We start from the raw sequence: 16,968 nt of genomic DNA, 5'->3' as shown, positions 1-16,968 counted from the left end.
TCGGGCCTTGCTGTCACAGGTACTGACCCGTGTTGGCGGTGGTTTCGATGGACTTGCCGGGCTCCTGGCCTGCCTTCCCCTGGACAATGGTCCGGATGTAGGTGATCCTTTCACCCTTCTTGCCCGAAATCCGTGCCCAATCATCCGGGTTGGTGGTGTTGGGCATGTCCTCATGCTCACGGAACTCATCCACCACGGCCCGAAGCAGGTGATCGATCCGAAGACCTTTCTGGTGGCTGGTCAGCAAGTCCTTGATGGCGTACTTCTTGGCCCGATCCACAACGTTCTGGACCACGGCGCCGGAGTTGAAGTCCTTGAAGTACAGCATTTCGGTGTCGCCGTTGGCATAGGTGACCTCGAGGTACTCGTTGGACTTCTCCGTGGAGTACATGGCCTCCACGGTGCGCTGGACCATGGCATCGACGGTGGCCTGCACGTCGCCGCCATATTCAGCCAGATCCTGAGGGTGGAATGGCAGGTCGGTGGTGATGTATTTGGCGAAGATGTCGGCTGCGGCTTCGGCGTCGGGTCGTTGGATCTTGACCTTCACGTCAAGGCGACCGGGACGAAGGATTGCGGGATCGATCATGTCCTCACGGTTTGAGGCCCCGATCACGATCACGTTGTCCAGGCGCTCCACACCGTCGATCTCACTGAGAAGCTGCGGCACGATGGTGGTTTCGACGTCGGACGATACCCCGGTCCCGCGGGTGCGGAACAAGGAATCCATTTCGTCGAAGAAGACCACCACGGGGCTGCCATCTGAGGCCTTTTCACGGGCCCGGGAGAAGATCAGCCGGATGTGGCGCTCGGTCTCACCCACGTACTTGTCAAGGAGCTCCGGACCCTTGATGTTCAGGAAGTAACTCTTGAGATCGGTGTTGCCCGCCCGTTCCGCAGCCCGGGCAGCGAGCGAATTCGCTACCGCCTTGGCAATCAGGGTCTTGCCGCAGCCCGGAGGGCCGTATAGCAAGATGCCCTTGGGGGCCTTCAGGCCATGCTCACGGTAGAGGTCCGGATGGAGGAATGGCAGCTCCACGGCATCGCGGATCTGCTCGATCTGCGGTCCAAGGCCACCGATGTCCTGATAGGTGATGTCCGGAACTTCTTCGAGGACGAGGTTCTCCACCTCGGCGCGCGGGACTTTTTCCAGTGCATAGCCGGTCCGTGAATCGAGCGACAACGCGTCGCCCACTTTCAAATGAACACTTTGGAGTGCCCCGGACAGCCTGACTACACGCTCTTCGTCGGCTCGGCCGACAACCAGTGCCCGGTCCTTGCCCAGCATTTCCTTAAGGGTGACCAATTCGCCGGCGCGTTCGTAACCGAGCCCGGCCACTACCAGGAGTGCCTCGTTCAGCAGGACTTCCTGTCCTACAGCGAGCTGGTTGAGGTTGACGAGCGGGCTGACTCCCACGCGCATCTTGCGGCCGGCGTTGAAGATATCCACGGACTCTTCGGTGGCCGCCTGCCCGGAACTGCCTGCTGACGGTTGCTTCCGCGGGTTGATCTGCACCACGGTACCGAAGCTGTAAGGAGGCTGGCCCTCCTGCTCCAGGGCGCCCTTCAAACGTAGAATTTCAGCCTTGGCCGTTTCCAGCATGCTGACCAGTTTGCTGTTGTTCTGGGTCGCGGCTGCCAACTGGCGGTCGATGTGGCGAAGCTTGTCCCGGAGGATGTTGATTTGCCGTTCGGCAACAGTCAGCTCACTCGAGGTCTCTTGCGGTTGAACAGCGCCAAGCCCCCGGCTTGCCGTATTCTCCGCCGCGTCGTTTGCTTCTTCCGGCGTCGGCCGTCCAAGGTCGTTGTTTGAGGTATCCACGATTCATCAGCCCCTTCCTGCGCTTAACAAGACCTTAGTCCCGAAAAGCTCAGGGTGCTGGGTGACATCCGGAATGCGAACCCTATTGTGACCTTTGTCAGTTTGTGACTGAGGGGTCATCCTGGACGTTGGTCCCGGCGATAGCATCTCGGGCTGCACGGCGCAGTTTCTTGTCCGAAACGGAGCGCTCCCCTACTGCAGCAGGGGTCCAGGCGTTAAGGTCCTCTTCGCTGAATTCAGTCTTGGAAGGGCGGCGCTTCACGGAAATTCCTGTGACGCCATCAGCAAGACGGCGGGTGACCAGCAGGAATCCGGTGTGGGCGACCATCCGGTGGTCCGGACGGACAGCAAGGCCTTCGAGGTGCCAGCCACGAACCATCGATTCCCAGGCGTCCGGCTCGGTGAAGCGGCCGTCAGCGCGGATGGCTTCGGCAGTGCGGGACAACTGGGTGACAGTTGCTACGTAGTTGATCCATACACCGCCTGGAGCCAGGACGGTAGCAACGGCGTCCAAGCACTCCCAGGGCGCAAGCATGTCCAGCACAACCCGGTCTACGGACCCCGGGGCCTCGGCCTTGACTACCTCTTCCTGGAAGTCTCCCAGGGAGATCTGCCACGCGGGGTGCGGTCCGCCGAAGATGGTCTCAACATTTCCCCGGGCGATGTCCGCGAACTCTTCGCGACGTTCGAAGGAGTGGAGGTATCCGCCGTCGCCGACTGCGCGCAGCAGGGAGATGGAGAGTGCGCCGGAGCCCACTCCGGCTTCCACGACACGGGCGCCCGGGAAGATATCGGCCATGGTGACGATCTGGCCGGCATCTTTGGGATAAACCACGGCGGCCCCACGGGGCATGGACAGAACGAAGTCAGAGAGCAACGGCCGCAACGTCTGATACTGCTGTCCGACGTTGTTGCTAACCACCGAGCCATCGACCTTGCCGATGATTTCATCGTGGTTCAAGAAGCCGCGGTGCGTATGGAAAGCGCCGCCCACTTCCAAGGTGATGGTGTTCATGCGCCCACGCTCGTCCGTGAGCTGGACCCGCTCGCCCACACGGAAAGGCCCGCGGCGTCGTGCAGCGCCCGTCGGCTGGACTGTTGAGCCGGTACCGGGCTTGTCAGTGCCTGTGGTTGCTGCGGGGGCGGCGGTTTCGCTGCTCATGTGGTGTTCCTCGCTCCTGTACGGCTGTGCCGCGGTGTGTAACCGGGTGGTGGGCGCCAAAAAATCAATGGGTCTGGTTCGTATAACCGCCGGCATGTAACTCTACCGGCAAGGCAGTCAGGCGCGCCCGCTCTTGCGTGCTTCCTTACCTGTTATGGCCGTCACTACGGCCTGCTGGCGCAGCAGGCCGGTGACGATGCCGTTGTGGTCAACCACAGCGTATTCGCCGCCCTCCAAGCGAGCCAAGTACTGGATCAATTCCTGTCCCTTGGACCATTCGGGGACGTACGCCCCGGCGGCCAGGGCATGCGACACTGCGGTGACCGGCGTCGTCGTGGCAGCTGCGGCTGGCACGGCGAGCGTTGCGCCGAAATCCACGACTCCCTGCGGTTTGCCGTCAGGACCGCAAATCACGACGGCGGGACTTCCGGCCGGCGAAATATCCAGGACGTCTGCCACTGAGGCCGAGTTCGGCACGCCCACTGCGGGCTCTGCCAACCCGGCGGCGCTTACCAAGTACAGACGACTGCGGAGCCTCGCGTGATGGATGGAGCTCGAGGCGCCCATCCAGAGGAAACCGCATACCAGCACGGTGATCACAATAAAGGTGAGGTCCGGCCAAGCGCCGCTGATCAAGGGAAGGCCAATAAACCAAATGACCAGCACCACAACGATGATGCGGCCGGACCATCCTGCGGCAATGGTGCCTTTATCCTGGCTGCCGGTGGCTTTCCACACGGCTGACTCCACCAAACGTCCGCCATCCAGTGGCATTCCGGGAAGTATGTTGAAAATACCGATGAGGAGGTTCGCCCTCATCAGGATGTCGCCCAGGGTGGCCGACACTCCGCTGAGCAAATCGGCGGACATTATTGCCCACATGACCGCGGCGACGACGAAGTTGGAAACAGGCCCAGCCAGGGCAACGATGACGGACTTCCCCGGCGAAGCCGTGAAGTTCTCGAATTGAGTGTGTCCACCCCAAAGGTTCAGCACGATCTTCTCGGTTGGCCATTTGAAGGCTTTTGCGCTGAGCGCATGTGCGAGTTCATGGATCAGGACGGAAATGGCAAGCAACAGGGCAATACACAGCGCCACAAGGTATGCCCAGTTATTCAGATAGGGCATGTAGTCCATCAATACCGGCCCGTAAACGAACACCGTGAAGGCCGCTATGACAAACCACGAGTACGCCAAATAGACGGGAATGCCGGCGATTCGTCCGAGTGGGATGCCGTCCCTCTTCTTGGTTTGCGAGTGATGCTGTGTGGAGGGGCTGCTCACCTAGTTAGCCCCTTCAAGCAGGTTCGCTGCGGCGAAACGGTCAGCCACGAGCTGCTGTAGATCGGGCGCGGTACGGCCCACCAACGTGGGCCACATGATCATCCGGGGGTCTTCCGGGAGGGGAACCTGATGGGGAATTCCTACCGTGACCACACCCGATGCGATGGCGGCTGTGGCACCTGGAATGGAATCCTCCAAGGCGACACAGTGGTCAATGGTGACGGACGGGTCTTCCAACCTGAGCCGTTCTACGGCGGTGAGGTAGGCCTCAGGGTGCGGCTTGCCGTTGGTGACGGTGTCGCCTGTCACCATGAATTCGAAGTAGGGCTCGGGAAGGCTTTCCACCACGACGCCGGCCAAAGGGCCCTCCGACATTGTCACCAGGGCACAGCGGATGCCCGCCAAGTGGAGTTCATGCAGCAGTTCGCGTGCGCCGGGCCGCCATGGGACTTCTTCGCGGACCTGCTCGATGACTTGTGCGCTCAGCGTGTCCACGATGTCACGGGCTTCGAGCCTGACGCCTGCGGCCTGCAGAACGGCTGCCGAGTGAAGCAGGGACTGTCCCACCAATTGCATGGCCTGCTGGTGGGACCATGTGCCGCCGTGGGATTCCACCAGCGCGCGCTCCGCAGCGATCCAGTAGGGTTCCGTGTCCACGAGTGTGCCATCCATATCCCAGAGCACGGCTTTGAGGAGGGGCTGGCTGGGTAACGAATGCATGGTTTCCAGTCTACGTGGAACCTGGCGGGCGGCTGTTCGTCCGTTGCGCTCTGGGCGAATCCCGGACACGCTTCGGTGCGAAATGCCATGCATCCACGAGGGTCTTGGACGTAGGGTGAGTGGATGAACAGTGTGGACGGGACCCCCGAAGGACAGGACATCACCGCGGAGCCCGAGCGTTTCCTCAAGGAACCCGCGGACGGCCAGCGTGTCACCGTAATGCTCGCCGCGTTTGAGGGCTGGAATGACGCAGGTGAGGCCGCTAGCGATGCGCTGCACTATTTGAACAAGCTCTGGGACGGCAAGAAGGTCGCCACCGTGGACGCCGAGGAGTACTACGACTTCCAGTTCACGCGGCCCACGGTGCGTCGCACGTCCTCAGGCGCCCGAAAGGTGAAATGGCCGTCGACTCGGATTTACAAGGCTGAAGTTCCCGACAGCAACGTTGACGTGGTCCTTGTGCTCGGTACCGAACCTTCATACCGCTGGCGCGCCTACACCACCGAATTACTGGTCCACGCCGAAGCGCTGAAGGTGGATTCCGTGATTTTGGTGGGCGCGCTGCTTGCCGATGTTCCCCACAGCCGTCCAATTCCGGTGAGCACTACCACCGAGGACAGTTCCCTGCGGGAGCGCCTCAACCTGGAGGCCTCCCAATACGAGGGGCCGGTGGGCATCGTGGGTGTGCTCGCAGAGTTCGCGATGCTGGCAGGGCTGCCCACTGTCTCCCTGTGGGCAGCAGTTCCGCATTACGTTGCCCAGCCGCCCTCGCCCAAGGCGCAGCTCGCGATCCTGCACAGGATCGAGGATCTGCTGCAGGTTCCCTTGGACAGCCATGCATTGGCTGAAGAATCGGAGGCCTGGGAGCGTGGAGTGGACGAGCTCGCCACGGAAGACCCTGAGATTGCCGCTTATGTGCGGCAACTGGAGGAAGCGAAGGACACCGCTGATCTTCCGGAAGCGTCCGGTGAGTCCATTGCCCGCGAGTTCGAGCGGTATTTGAAGCGACGCGGTAAGGAGCGTCCCTAAGGGACCGGAAAACCAACAACGGCCCTGACGCGATGTCAGGGCCGTTGCTTGTTTTCCCGGTAGCTTAGAGCTCAACCCCGAGCAAAGCATCAATGGCGTCGGTAACCAGGGCAGTATCCTGCGCTGACTTGTCAGCGCCAGTGCGAATCGCTTCCTCCGCCCAGGAGTCGACGGCGGCGATCGCGCCCGGAGCGTTAAGGTCGTTGGCAAGTTCATCGCGCATGGCAGATATCAGTGCTGCAGCGGATCCCGCCGGTGCATGATCCAGGGCGGCACGCCACTGTGAGAGCCGGTGCTTGGCTTCGGCAAACTCTGCCTCGGTCCAGGACCAGTCCGAGCGGTAGTGGTGGGCAAGGATGGCGAGGCGGATGGCCGCCGGCTCCTCCCCTGCAGCGCGCAGCTTTGAAACAAGAACCAGGTTGCCCTTGGACTTGCTCATCTTCTCCCCGTCCAACCCCACCATGCCGGCGTGTGAATAGTGGCGCGCCAGCGGAACGCCGGACAAGGAGTAGGCATGACCCGCACCCATTTCATGGTGCGGGAACACCAGATCCGAGCCGCCGCCCTGAACAGTGAAGGGGGCGGGAAGGTACTTTTGAGCGATCACCGTACATTCGATGTGCCAACCTGGCCGGCCGTCGCCCAAGGTAGCTCCGGGCCAGCTCGGCTCGCCGTCCCGCGCAACGCGCCAGAGCAAGGGATCGAGGGCATGGCGCTTACCCGCCCTGGCTGGGTCGCCACCGCGCTCTGCGAAGAGCTCCAGCATTTCCTTTTCGCCGAGCCCGGAAACGTCACCCAGTGTCCAGGCGTCTGTGGCGTCCGAACGCTTGCCCGCCGTTTCGACGTCGTAGTAGACATCGCCGTCGGGTTCTCCGCCGGAACCGGCAACGCGGTAAGCGACGCCGTCGGCAATGAGCTGCTCGATGGCGGGCACGATGTCCGGAATCGCCTCGACTGCGCCGATGTAGTGGTTCGGTGCGAGGACATTCAGGGCATCCATGTCCGTCTGGAACAGGTCGATCTGGCTCTGGGCCAAGTCACGCCAGTCCACGCCTGTTGCCGTGGCGCGCTCCAGGAGGGGATCATCGATGTCCGTGACGTTCTGGACGTAGGACACCCGGATGCCGGCATCACGCCAGGCACGGTTCAGGAGGTCGAATGCCACATAACTGGCTGCGTGTCCCATGTGGGTGGCGTCATACGGCGTGATGCCACAGACGTACATTGACTGTTCCGGCTGTCTTTCGACGTCCACCACACGGCCGAGGGCTGTGTCGTACAGCCGTAGTTGCGGCATGCTGCCGGGCAGCTCAGGAACAGGGCGGGAGGTCCACGATTTCACGACTCAACCTTAGTGCTAGGCACTGATGACATTGAAACCGAGCAGGACATACAAGGCCAGGCCCAGGAGGATGCGGTACCAAACAAAGAGCCTGTAACTGCGGGTGGAGACAAACTTCAGGAACCAGCCAATGATGATGTATCCCACCACAAAAGCGATCACTGTGGCCAACGCAGTCTCCGGGAGACCGTAGGGGCCAGCCAGGCCCTCGTTCGTCACCGTCTTATAAAGCTGGTAAAGGCCACTGCCGAACACCGCGGGTATGGCCAGGAGGAAGGAGTACCGGGCAGCTGCTTCACGGGTATAGCCCATGAGGAGGCCGGCTGTGATGGTGCCGCCGGAGCGGGAAACGCCTGGAATCAACGCCATCGCCTGCGCGAAGCCATAGAGGATGCCGTGCTTATAGCTCAGCTGCGTGAGGTCCCTCTCTTGCCGGCCGATGGCATCGGCAACAGCGAGAATCATGCCGAAGACGATCAGCATGGTGGCAACGATCCACATACTGCGTAACACGGACTCAATCTGGTCCTGGAACAGCAGGCCCAGGACGATGATGGGCAAGCTGCCCAGGATGACCAGCCAACCCATGCGGGCATCCGGATTGTTGCGCTCTACTTTGCCCGTGAGGGAACCGAACCAGGCCCCGACGATCCGGACGATGTCCCGCCAGAAGTAGACGATCACGGCGGTTTCAGTTCCCAACTGCGTAATGGCCGTGAAGGCTGCACCCGGATCTGCGGCATTCGGAAGGAACGAGCCGACAATGCGCAGGTGTGCGCTCGAGGAAATCGGGAGGAATTCGGTGAGGCCCTGCACCAGGCCCAGCAAGGCTGCTTCTATCCAGTTCACGTGAATAGACCCTACGTCATGAAGTCGGCAAACTCCCCGTAAGCTAACTGCTATGCAGCAGCGTTATGTCGGAAACAGTGGGTTCCGCGTGTCCTCTTTATCGCTTGGCACCATGTCCTGGGCCCAGGAAACCGACGAGCAGGACGCGGCTGAACTGCTCCACGAATTCGTTGCCGCCGGCGGCACTGTTGTGGACACGGCAGCGTCCTATGCGCAAGGCCGGGCAGAAGCCATGCTGGGATCCATGCTGGGCGACGTCGTGGCCCGTTCCGAGATTGTGATTTCCACTAAAGCCGGCGTGTCGTCCTCGGACTCCAGGCGCAGCATCAACGCTTCCCGGGGCGCGATGCTTTCAGCGCTTGATGCCAGCCTGGCCAGGCTCGGCACCGACTACATTGACATCTGGTTCGCCCACGAGTGGGATCCGAATGTGCCCTTGGACGAGACTCTTTCGGCTTTGGACCTTGCCCAGCGGAGCGGACGTGCCCGCTACGTGGGTATCTCCAATTACAACGGCTGGCAGACCGCCAAGGCAGCCGCCGTGGCCGGCTTCACCCTCGTGGCCAACCAGTCCGAATACTCCCTGGTTCAGCGCAAAGCCGAGGAAGAACTCATTCCAGCTGTGGAAGACGCCGGACTGGGGCTCGTGGCGTGGGCACCTATGGGTCGAGGAGTACTCAGTGGTAAATACCGTGGCCAGATTCCTGCCGATTCCCGTGCAGCACAGAGCCGCTTGGCCGGTTACGTCGAGCCCTATCTCGACTCGCGGCCATCCCGGGTAGTGGAGGCCGTGGCCATGGCAGCCCGCGGACTGGGCCGCACACCGATGGACGTGTCCCTCAGTTGGTTGCTCTCCCGGCCGGGCGTGGCGACGGCAATTGTTGGCCCCAGGAACGCCGTTCAACTCAAAGAACTACTGGATGCTCAATTGACGGCGCTGCCGGCTGAGATTGCGCGCGCTCTCGAGGATGTTTCAGCAGCTTAGTTGGGCTTATTGGCGGTCCAGAATGTCCAAAAGGTAACTGCCGTAGCCGCTCTTGGCGAGCTTGGCAGCCTGTTGTCGGAGCTCGTCGTCCGTCAGGTAGCCCATTCGCCAAGCCACCTCCTCTGGAGCACCTATCTTCAAACCCTGCCGGTTTTCCGTGGTACGTACATAGTTGGAGGCGTCATTCAGGTCGCTGAAGGTACCGGTGTCCAGCCAGGCGGTCCCCCGCGGAAACTTCTGTACATGCAGCCGGCCAAGCTCCATGTATTTTCTGTTGATATCCGTGATCTCCAGTTCCCCCCGCGGCGATGGTTGCAGGTCCTTGGCCATGGCAACCACGTTGTTGTCATAGAAATAGAGCCCAGGAACTGCATAGTTGCTTTTGGGGACTGCGGGCTTTTCTTCGATGGAAACTGCCATGCCTTGGTCGTCGAACTCCACCACGCCGTAGGCGGACGGGTCTTTGACCCAGTATCCGAAGATGGCTCCGCCGTCCACATCGGCATAGTGCCGTAGCTGGTTGCCCATGCCGGGGCCGTTGAAAATGTTGTCACCCAGGATCAGCGCAACTTTGCCGCTGCCGATATGCTGCTCCCCCAGGACGAATGCCTGCGCAAGCCCGTCCGGCGTCGGCTGCCGGGCATAGCTCAAATTAATGCCGAATTGGGAACCGTTGCCCAACAGGTTTTCGAATTGAGGGCCGTCCGTGGGTGTCGTGATGATGAGGATGTCGCGGATGCCGGCAAGCATCAAGGTGCAGAGTGGATAGTAAATCATTGGCTTGTCGAAGACGGGTACTAACTGCTTGCTGATTCCGAGCGTAATGGGATGGAGCCGGGATCCTGTTCCACCGGCCAGAATAATTCCACGCATCTACCTGTCCTCTCCCGCTGCACATCGCCGTATTCGACGGTTACGCTATGGCCATGCAGAGAATCCTTGTCACCGGCGGGGCCGGATTCATCGGATGCAATTTCGTTCACTTCATCATGGAGCACACCCGTCTCCATGTCACTGTCCTGGACAAACTGACTTATGCGGGCAACATTGAATCTTTGTCGGGACTACCCACAGACCGTTTTGAATTCTTCGAGGGTGACATTTGCGATGCTGCCTTGGTGGACTTATTGACATCTTCAGTGGATGCGGTTGTCCACTTTGCAGCCGAGTCGCACAACGATAACTCGTTGGAGGAGCCCCGGCCTTTCGTGGACACTAACTTGCTCGGTACGTTCACCCTCATCGAAGCGGCGCGAAAGCACGGTACCCGGTTCCATCACATCTCCACGGACGAGGTGTACGGAGATTTGGCTTTGGACGATCCTCAGCGCTTCACTGAAGATTCACTTTACCGTCCCACAAGTCCCTATTCCGCTACGAAAGCGGGCTCGGACATGCTGGTGCGCGCCTGGGTTCGCTCCTTCGGCCTCAAGGCGACCATCAGTAATTGCTCCAACAACTACGGCCCCTACCAGCACGTGGAGAAGTTCATTCCACGGCAGATCACCAACATCCTTGACGGTCTCCGTCCCCGCCTCTACGGCACCGGGCGGAACGTCCGGGACTGGATCCATGTGGAGGACCACTCGTCCGCAGTGTTGGCGATATTGGAGGGTGGCCGCCTGGGCGAAACATACTTAATCGGCGCCGACGGCGAACGCTCCAACCGCGAGGTAGTGGAGATGTTGCTTTCCCTCGTGGGGCAGCCCCGCGAAGCTTATGACCTGGTGACCGACCGGCCCGGCCACGACCTCCGCTACGCCATCGATTCAAGCAAACTTCGACGCGAACTCGGGTGGGCGCCCCGTTATTCGGACTTCGACGCCGGGCTGGCTGACACAGTGCAGTGGTACAGGGACAACGAACATTGGTGGCGGCCGCAGAAAGCGGCAACGGAGGCCAAATACGCTGGACAAGGGCACTGAGACATGGTTCCGGGACGGCAGCTGCGTTCGAGGACCACTCCCATCCCTGGCCTGTTGCTGTTTGAGCTGCCTGTTCACGGGGATGACCGGGGATGGTTCAAAGAGAACTGGCACAGGACCAAGATGCTGGATGCCGGGCTGCCTGATTTCGGTCCGGTGCAGAACAACATTTCCTTCAACGCAGCGCGCGGTACGGTGCGGGGCATCCATGCCGAACCCTGGGACAAGTTTGTTTCCTTGGCCTCCGGTCGGATCTTCGGCGCGTGGGTTGACCTGCGCGAGGGCCCGACTTTCGGGACACTGTTTACCGCAGAGCTGACGCCTCAGGACGCCGTCTTCGTCCCCCGTGGCGTAGGCAATGCATTCCAAACGCTGGAGGACGACACGGCGTACACATACCTGGTCAACGATCACTGGAGCGCGGAGGCACAGAAGGAGTACACGTTCCTCAACCTTGCCGATGAGGAAGTAGCCGTGCGGTGGCCGATCCCCTTGGAGAAGTCCATTGTGTCTGCACAGGACAGGAGGCATCCGCGGCTGGGTGACGTTGTTCCCATGCACGGGCGGCGGACGCTGGTCCTTGGAGCGGACGGCCAGCTGGGTACGGCCCTCCGGCATGCCTTCGCGCACGATCCGACGGTGGAGTTCGCGGGTCGGGCGCAGTTCGACATCGCCATTGAGGCCTCCTATGAGGCACTCAAGTGGCGCGATTACTCCACGATTATCAACGCAGCCGCTTTCACCGCGGTAGATGCCGCCGAGACCCCGGAAGGCCGGGCAGCTGCCTGGCGCGTCAACTCAGCTGCCGTTTCCCGCTTGTCGCGTACCGCCGTCGAGCATTCACTGACGCTGGTCCATGTATCCAGCGACTACGTTTTCGACGGCACAACAAAGGTGCATCACGAAGATGAGGTTCCCACTCCCCTAAGTGTCTATGGCCAAAGCAAGGCCGCCGGTGATCTTGCTGTGAGCACCGTACCGAAGCACTACATCGTGAGGACAAGTTGGGTAGTAGGCGACGGAAGGAACTTTGTTCGAACCATGGCTTCGTTGGCCGTCAAGGGGGCTTCGCCATCGGTGGTCGATGACCAGCGGGGCCGATTGAGCTTCGCGTCCGACATCGCGGCGGGCATTCGTCACCTCCTCCGAAGCACGGCACCCTACGGGACGTACAACCTCAGCAACAGCGGTGAAGCCAAGTCCTGGTACGAGGTTGCCCGCGACATCTACGGCTTACAGGGTGCCGATCCCCTTCTTGTGAAACCCATCAGCACCGAGGACTATGCGAAGCCCGACACTGCGCCGAGGCCGCCAAGCAGTGTCCTGGACCTGGCCCGGATCCGCGCCACCGGTTTTGACCCACCCGATGCCAAAGAGCGCCTGGTTGAGTACCTCCGACATGTGGATCCCCAGATGCCCTCCTAAACCCGCCGCAATGGCCCAAGGACTTGGCAGGTTACGAATTCCTGATGCTGGTGCCATCCTTTAGGTACTTCGTTATTGCGTTGCGGAAGAAGATGAAGCTATGAGGGTTCGCTACTTCACTACTGTGGCTGCGACGCTTGGTGCGCTGGTATTGGCAAGCACAATACCAGGCACTGTACGAGTGACGGCGATGCCTTCTCAGCCCGGTACGGTGAACACGCCCGGGCAAGCCGCATCAACCCTCTCTGAGCTTCCCAGGATTCCCTGGGACGGCGGGCCGGCATACTGGAATCAATTTGCCAAAGCAGCCGCAGCCGGATGGGACGACCCTTCCTTCTTTCCTATTGCAGTTTGGTATGGATCTCCGGGTAGCGACGCGCAACTGAAGTACGACAAGTCTCTGGGCATCAACACGTATGTGCAAGGTAACCCCGATGCATCCAGCGCTGAAATCGCTGCCAACGGCATGTTTACCCTCTTCGCTCCGGATGACGCGCCGGCAGACTGGGACCGACAAGTGGGCACTGTGCTGGACGATGAAGTGGACGGGAGGTACCACCCCGTCCCAGGGCTTGCTCGCATGAGGCAACTTGCATCCCAGCACGATCCTGCCAAGACAGGTAGGTTTACCTACGCAAACTGGACTGCAGGCATCATCACGTACGACGTCTCCATGCAGTACTCCACGGACTATTACAACACCGTGAATGTGAACTCGGTTGATCAATACTTCTACGCCGTACCCCAGTGCGACTGGGGGGAGGGAGCGCTAAGGTGGCGGACTCCGATTGGGCAGAACCCGATCAATCCTTCAAACTGCCGCACTGCTTCAAGCTATGGGAAGATCATGTCCCTTCAGCAAGAGGTCAATGCAGCCCGTAGTGTGTCAGCCCCATTGTGGGCACTTCCCACCGTTATCAGCACCGGTGGTTCGAAGGGCGGGTATCGGCAATTGAGCCCGGAACAGGTCCAGGCACAGGTATGGGCATCCATCATTCACGAGGCACGTGGCATTGTGTGGTTCAGCCAGTCTCCGGACCAGCAAAACGTCAACGATTGCATCAGCGGGGATGCTTTCCAAGACGCCAGAATCCACAGTGCCGACTGCCTTAAAGAACAAGTGGCCGCCGTTGGTGCCGTGAACAATGCGATCAGGTCTTACGCGCCGATCCTCAATACCCAGTCTTATGCCTGGGACTTCGGTGCCGGCACCGACACCATGTTGAAGGTCAAGGATGCTGATGCCTACATATTCGCCATGACCGATGACGGTGGTGTTGGCACCAGAGTGTTTACGCTTCCCGCCGGATTGTCCGGAACCACGGTTGAGGTGGTGCACGAAAACCGGTCAATACCCATCCAGGACGGACAGTTCACGGATGCATTCCCGAACGAATACTCTCATCATGTTTACCGCATAGCACTTTAGGAGAAGTCCGGGCGGAACCTGCCGGGTAGATGCATCCGAGACTCTGGCGGAGACCGAAAAATCGGCCTACAGTAGGCCTACGGCAGCCTCTGGCAGGAGGCCGGGAGACAACTCAAGAAAACATGTCGACGTGGCGGAGCTATTCCGCCACCCACGATCCTGGCAGTGCAGCAGCCACGGATCGTGGGCCACATGGTTATGCCTTGAGCTTGCCCCGAGCCTGGAGCCGAGAATGCTGCTACCGAAGACCACGCCCACCCGAAACGCACTTCATCGGGTACTCCCCCAAACCTCCTCTACACACGCCATCGCCGGTGGCAGTCTCCTTTTCCACCGTCCTACGAATCCGCCTGAGCGGAGTGAGGCTGTCCCCGCCGCGTCACTTGTAAGCCTGGGCGGCGTACCGGTGAAACTCATGGAGTTCAACGCCGCGGTTGAACATATCCTGGGCAGGGCAGTCGAGGCGGGCGCACCGCCTTTGGGTGTCTGCTCCGCAAACCTCGACCACATTCGCCATTTCGGGGCGGGCGGACGCTGGTCCAACACCCTGGACCAGGCGGGGACCGTTGAATGGCTAACCCTCATAGATGGAGCGCCGTTGGCGACGGAGGCCCGGCGTCTAACGGGCAGGGCGTGGCCGCGGCTGGCTGGCAGCGACCTCGTGGGACCGTTGCTGGATGAAGCGGGGCTGCGGGGGCTTAGCGTTGGTTTCCTTGGCGGGTCAGCAGAAGCCCACAACCTGATTCGCGAGAACTTCGCTGTGGACCGGCCGAACCTTGCGGTGGCCGGTTGGTGGGCTCCGGCGCGGACCACGCTGAACGACGATGCGGCGTCCCGCCAACTTGCCCTTGGGATTTCCGAGGCGGCTCCCGACATTCTGGTCGTTGGATTGGGAAAGCCCCGGCAGGAACTCTGGATTTCGGAGTACGGCCATTTGACCGGCGCCAAAGTACTGCTGGCCTTCGGTGCTGTTGTGGATTTTCTGGCCGGGCACGTCCGGCGGGCTCCGTCCTGGATCAGTTCCAATGGGCTGGAGTGGGCGTGGAGGCTGGCAATGGAACCGCGTCGGCTGTCCCGTCGATACCTCGTGGACGGGCCCGAAGCATATTTCCGGTTGCGCAGGGACAGCAGTTTGTCCGTCCCACCGTGGACGCCGTCCATCCGCCTTGCCTCCGTCGTCCCGGAGCGTGTGCCCAGCCGCGCTCCGGGTACCTTTGTGTCGTCAAGTGCCACCGCTGATCTCGCCATTGTCATTGTCACTTACAACAATGCAGACGATGTAGGACCGTTGATCTTGGGACTCCGGAAAGAAGCAGTAAACCAGTCCATCAAAGTGGTGGTAGCCGACAATTCCGCAAACGACCTCACGCGGACCGAACTCGCACGCCATCCCGATGTCACGGTCGTTTCAACCGGAGGAAACCTGGGCTATGCCGGCGGTATCAACGCCGCCCTTGCGCGAGCTGGAGAAGCTGGAGCCTATCTCATTCTGAACCCGGACCTCCGTGTCGAAAAAGGCGCGATCAGGGCAATGCTCAAGCGCTTGAATGAATCCGGCGCTGGAATGGTGGTGCCGATGTTGTTGGACGATGACGGCAGCGTGTATCCCTCCTTGCGTCGCGAGCCAGGCATTCTGCGAGCGCTTGGTGACGCGGCCTTGGGCAGTCATTTTAAAGCCCGCCCTGGTTGGTTGTCCGAGATGGACTTTGATGAAGAGAGCTACCGTCACGGGCACCAGGTGGATTGGGCTACGGGTGCTGCGCTCTTGGTAAGCGCCGAGGCAGCGAAGGTGGTGGGCGCTTGGGACGAAAGGTTCTTCCTCTATTCGGAAGAGACGGATTATTGTCATCGTCTGAGGGCGTCGGGTTATTCGATCTGGTTTGAGCCGGCGGCCAGGATGTGGCACACGCGTGGTGGTTCCGGGGCGTCGCCCCAATTGGCAGCGCTTATGTCTGTGAACAGGGTCCGCTATGCGGAGAAGTATTTCAATCGGAGCCGGGTGCTGGCATTTCGCTGTGCCGTGCTCGTTGCGGAGGTCGTTCGCCTGAATAAGCCTGGTCACCTGGTCGCTGTGTGGGCTTTGGCCAGCAAGCGGCGGAGGGATCTCCTCCCCCACGCTGTGCGGAGTGCGGATGGAGGCCACTGAATGCCCGCGGCTTTTCCCTCGGGCGCTGTCATTATCCCTGCGCATAATGAGGCCGCAGTGATCGAACGGACACTTCAGTCCCTCAGTGAAGTCATTGGATGGGGAACAGTTGAGGTGGTCGTGGCCTGCAACGGGTGCACGGATGGCACGGATGCGATCGTGTCCCGGTGGGAGGGTGTTTCTGTACTTCATGTGCCGGAGGCGTCGAAGGCTGCTGCGCTGAATGCCGGCGACCGGTGCACTTGCTTGTGGCCGCGTCTCTACTTGGATGCAGACATCGAAGTGAACACGAAGGCGCTCAGGGCCGTTTTCACGGCGTTGGAGGATGGCGCCCTTCTGGCAGCACGCCCGGCATTTCGTTACGACACCCAGGGTGCTTCTGTGCCCGTACGCGCTTACTACCGGGCCCGTAGCCGGATTCCAGGCAACGCGCAGGGCCTGTGGGGCGCAGGTGTTTACGCGTTGAGCCGGCGCGGGCATGATCGCTTGGGTGAATTTCCTGCCCTTACGGGCGACGACTACTTTGTGGACAGGCTGTTTGATGAACGGGAGAAAGCTGTACTTCCTACGGAGCCGGTAATTGTTCGAACGCCCCGGACCACTGCTGCGTTGTTGGCCGTCTTGCGGCGTACATATCGTGGAAATACCGAGCAGGACGTTGCGACTGGTGGTGCGTCCTTGACACGGACGCTGCGGGAGTTGATCGCTTCAGTGCGGGGGCCGTGGACGGCTTTTGACGCTTTCATCTACGCCACGTTCGCGATTGTGGGTCGCCGTGGTGCGTCGTTGTCCGCCAAGTCTTCCCCCGTTTGGGAAAGGGATGAAAGTCGCCGCTAGCAGATCAGCCCGG

Annotated in this window: 14 protein-coding genes; 7 read left to right on the top strand and 7 right to left on the bottom strand. The window is 60.8% G+C overall.

Annotated features, from left to right (window positions below; translation table 11 throughout):
• Positions 1 to 13: 13 nt before the first annotated feature.
• The 4 genes from arc to A477_RS0121680 all read right to left on the bottom strand — a co-directional run bounded on the left by arc (position 14) and on the right by A477_RS0121680 (position 5,081).
• The gene (gene arc, locus A477_RS0121695; protein ID WP_017200950.1) at positions 14 to 1,822 is read right to left on the bottom strand and encodes a proteasome ATPase; all 1,809 of its coding nucleotides are present in this window, start codon (positions 1,820 to 1,822) and stop codon (positions 14 to 16) included.
• A gap of 97 nt (positions 1,823 to 1,919) precedes the next feature.
• Positions 1,920 to 2,984: a tRNA (adenine-N1)-methyltransferase gene (locus tag A477_RS0121690; protein ID WP_026005838.1), complete on the bottom strand. Its 1,065-nt coding sequence runs from the start codon at positions 2,982 to 2,984 to the stop codon at positions 1,920 to 1,922.
• Between the two features lie 117 nt (positions 2,985 to 3,101).
• A complete protein-coding gene (locus A477_RS0121685; RefSeq protein WP_017200948.1) occupies positions 3,102 to 4,268 on the bottom strand; it encodes a site-2 protease family protein in 1,167 nt (388 codons plus the stop codon).
• The gene (locus A477_RS0121680; RefSeq protein WP_017200947.1) at positions 4,269 to 5,081 is read right to left on the bottom strand and encodes an HAD family hydrolase; all 813 of its coding nucleotides are present in this window, start codon (positions 5,079 to 5,081) and stop codon (positions 4,269 to 4,271) included.
• A gap of 30 nt (positions 5,082 to 5,111) precedes the next feature.
• Between A477_RS0121680 and A477_RS0121675 the strand changes: the two genes are divergently transcribed.
• Positions 5,112 to 6,017 carry a PAC2 family protein gene (locus A477_RS0121675; protein WP_017200946.1) on the top strand — a complete coding sequence of 302 codons (906 nt, stop codon included), beginning with the start codon at positions 5,112 to 5,114 and terminating at the stop codon, positions 6,015 to 6,017.
• Between the two features lie 64 nt (positions 6,018 to 6,081).
• On the opposite strand, the gene mshC is transcribed toward A477_RS0121675, so the two are convergent.
• Both mshC and A477_RS0121665 read right to left on the bottom strand, forming a co-directional pair.
• Complete coding sequence (gene mshC / locus A477_RS0121670; protein WP_017200945.1) at positions 6,082 to 7,359, bottom strand: cysteine--1-D-myo-inosityl 2-amino-2-deoxy-alpha-D-glucopyranoside ligase; 1,278 nt, start codon at positions 7,357 to 7,359, stop codon at positions 6,082 to 6,084.
• A gap of 15 nt (positions 7,360 to 7,374) precedes the next feature.
• Positions 7,375 to 8,208, bottom strand: a complete 834-nt coding sequence (locus A477_RS0121665; protein WP_017200944.1) for an undecaprenyl-diphosphate phosphatase — start codon at positions 8,206 to 8,208, stop codon at positions 7,375 to 7,377.
• 52 nt (positions 8,209 to 8,260) lie between these two features.
• On the opposite strand from A477_RS0121665, the gene A477_RS0121660 reads away from it, so the two are divergent.
• Positions 8,261 to 9,193: an aldo/keto reductase gene (locus A477_RS0121660; RefSeq protein WP_017200943.1), complete on the top strand. Its 933-nt coding sequence runs from the start codon at positions 8,261 to 8,263 to the stop codon at positions 9,191 to 9,193.
• 6 nt (positions 9,194 to 9,199) lie between these two features.
• On the opposite strand, the gene rfbA is transcribed toward A477_RS0121660, so the two are convergent.
• Positions 9,200 to 10,066 carry a glucose-1-phosphate thymidylyltransferase RfbA gene (gene rfbA, locus A477_RS0121655; RefSeq protein WP_017200942.1) on the bottom strand — a complete coding sequence of 289 codons (867 nt, stop codon included), beginning with the start codon at positions 10,064 to 10,066 and terminating at the stop codon, positions 9,200 to 9,202.
• 53 nt (positions 10,067 to 10,119) lie between these two features.
• Between rfbA and rfbB the strand changes: the two genes are divergently transcribed.
• The 5 genes from rfbB (at position 10,120) to A477_RS0121630 (ending at position 16,955) form a co-directional block, all read left to right on the top strand.
• Positions 10,120 to 11,118 (top strand): dTDP-glucose 4,6-dehydratase, encoded by a 999-nt coding sequence (gene rfbB / locus A477_RS0121650; protein WP_026005837.1) that lies wholly within the window; start codon positions 10,120 to 10,122, stop codon positions 11,116 to 11,118.
• A 3-nt stretch (positions 11,119 to 11,121) separates the two neighbouring features.
• Positions 11,122 to 12,543, top strand: a complete 1,422-nt coding sequence (locus tag A477_RS0121645; protein WP_017200940.1) for a sugar nucleotide-binding protein — start codon at positions 11,122 to 11,124, stop codon at positions 12,541 to 12,543.
• A gap of 190 nt (positions 12,544 to 12,733) precedes the next feature.
• Positions 12,734 to 13,972: a hypothetical protein gene (locus A477_RS0121640; RefSeq protein WP_017200939.1), complete on the top strand. Its 1,239-nt coding sequence runs from the start codon at positions 12,734 to 12,736 to the stop codon at positions 13,970 to 13,972.
• A gap of 232 nt (positions 13,973 to 14,204) precedes the next feature.
• Positions 14,205 to 16,118 carry a WecB/TagA/CpsF family glycosyltransferase gene (locus A477_RS0121635; RefSeq protein ID WP_017200938.1) on the top strand — a complete coding sequence of 638 codons (1,914 nt, stop codon included), beginning with the start codon at positions 14,205 to 14,207 and terminating at the stop codon, positions 16,116 to 16,118.
• Positions 16,119 to 16,955, top strand: coding sequence for a glycosyltransferase (locus tag A477_RS0121630; protein ID WP_017200937.1), 837 nt, complete (start codon positions 16,119 to 16,121; stop codon positions 16,953 to 16,955).
• Positions 16,956 to 16,968: the final 13 nt, after the last annotated feature.

The organism is Arthrobacter sp. M2012083, assembly GCF_000281065.1.
Taxonomy (GTDB): domain Bacteria; phylum Actinomycetota; class Actinomycetes; order Actinomycetales; family Micrococcaceae; genus Arthrobacter.
This window is presented reverse-complemented; position numbering and strand designations above follow the sequence as displayed.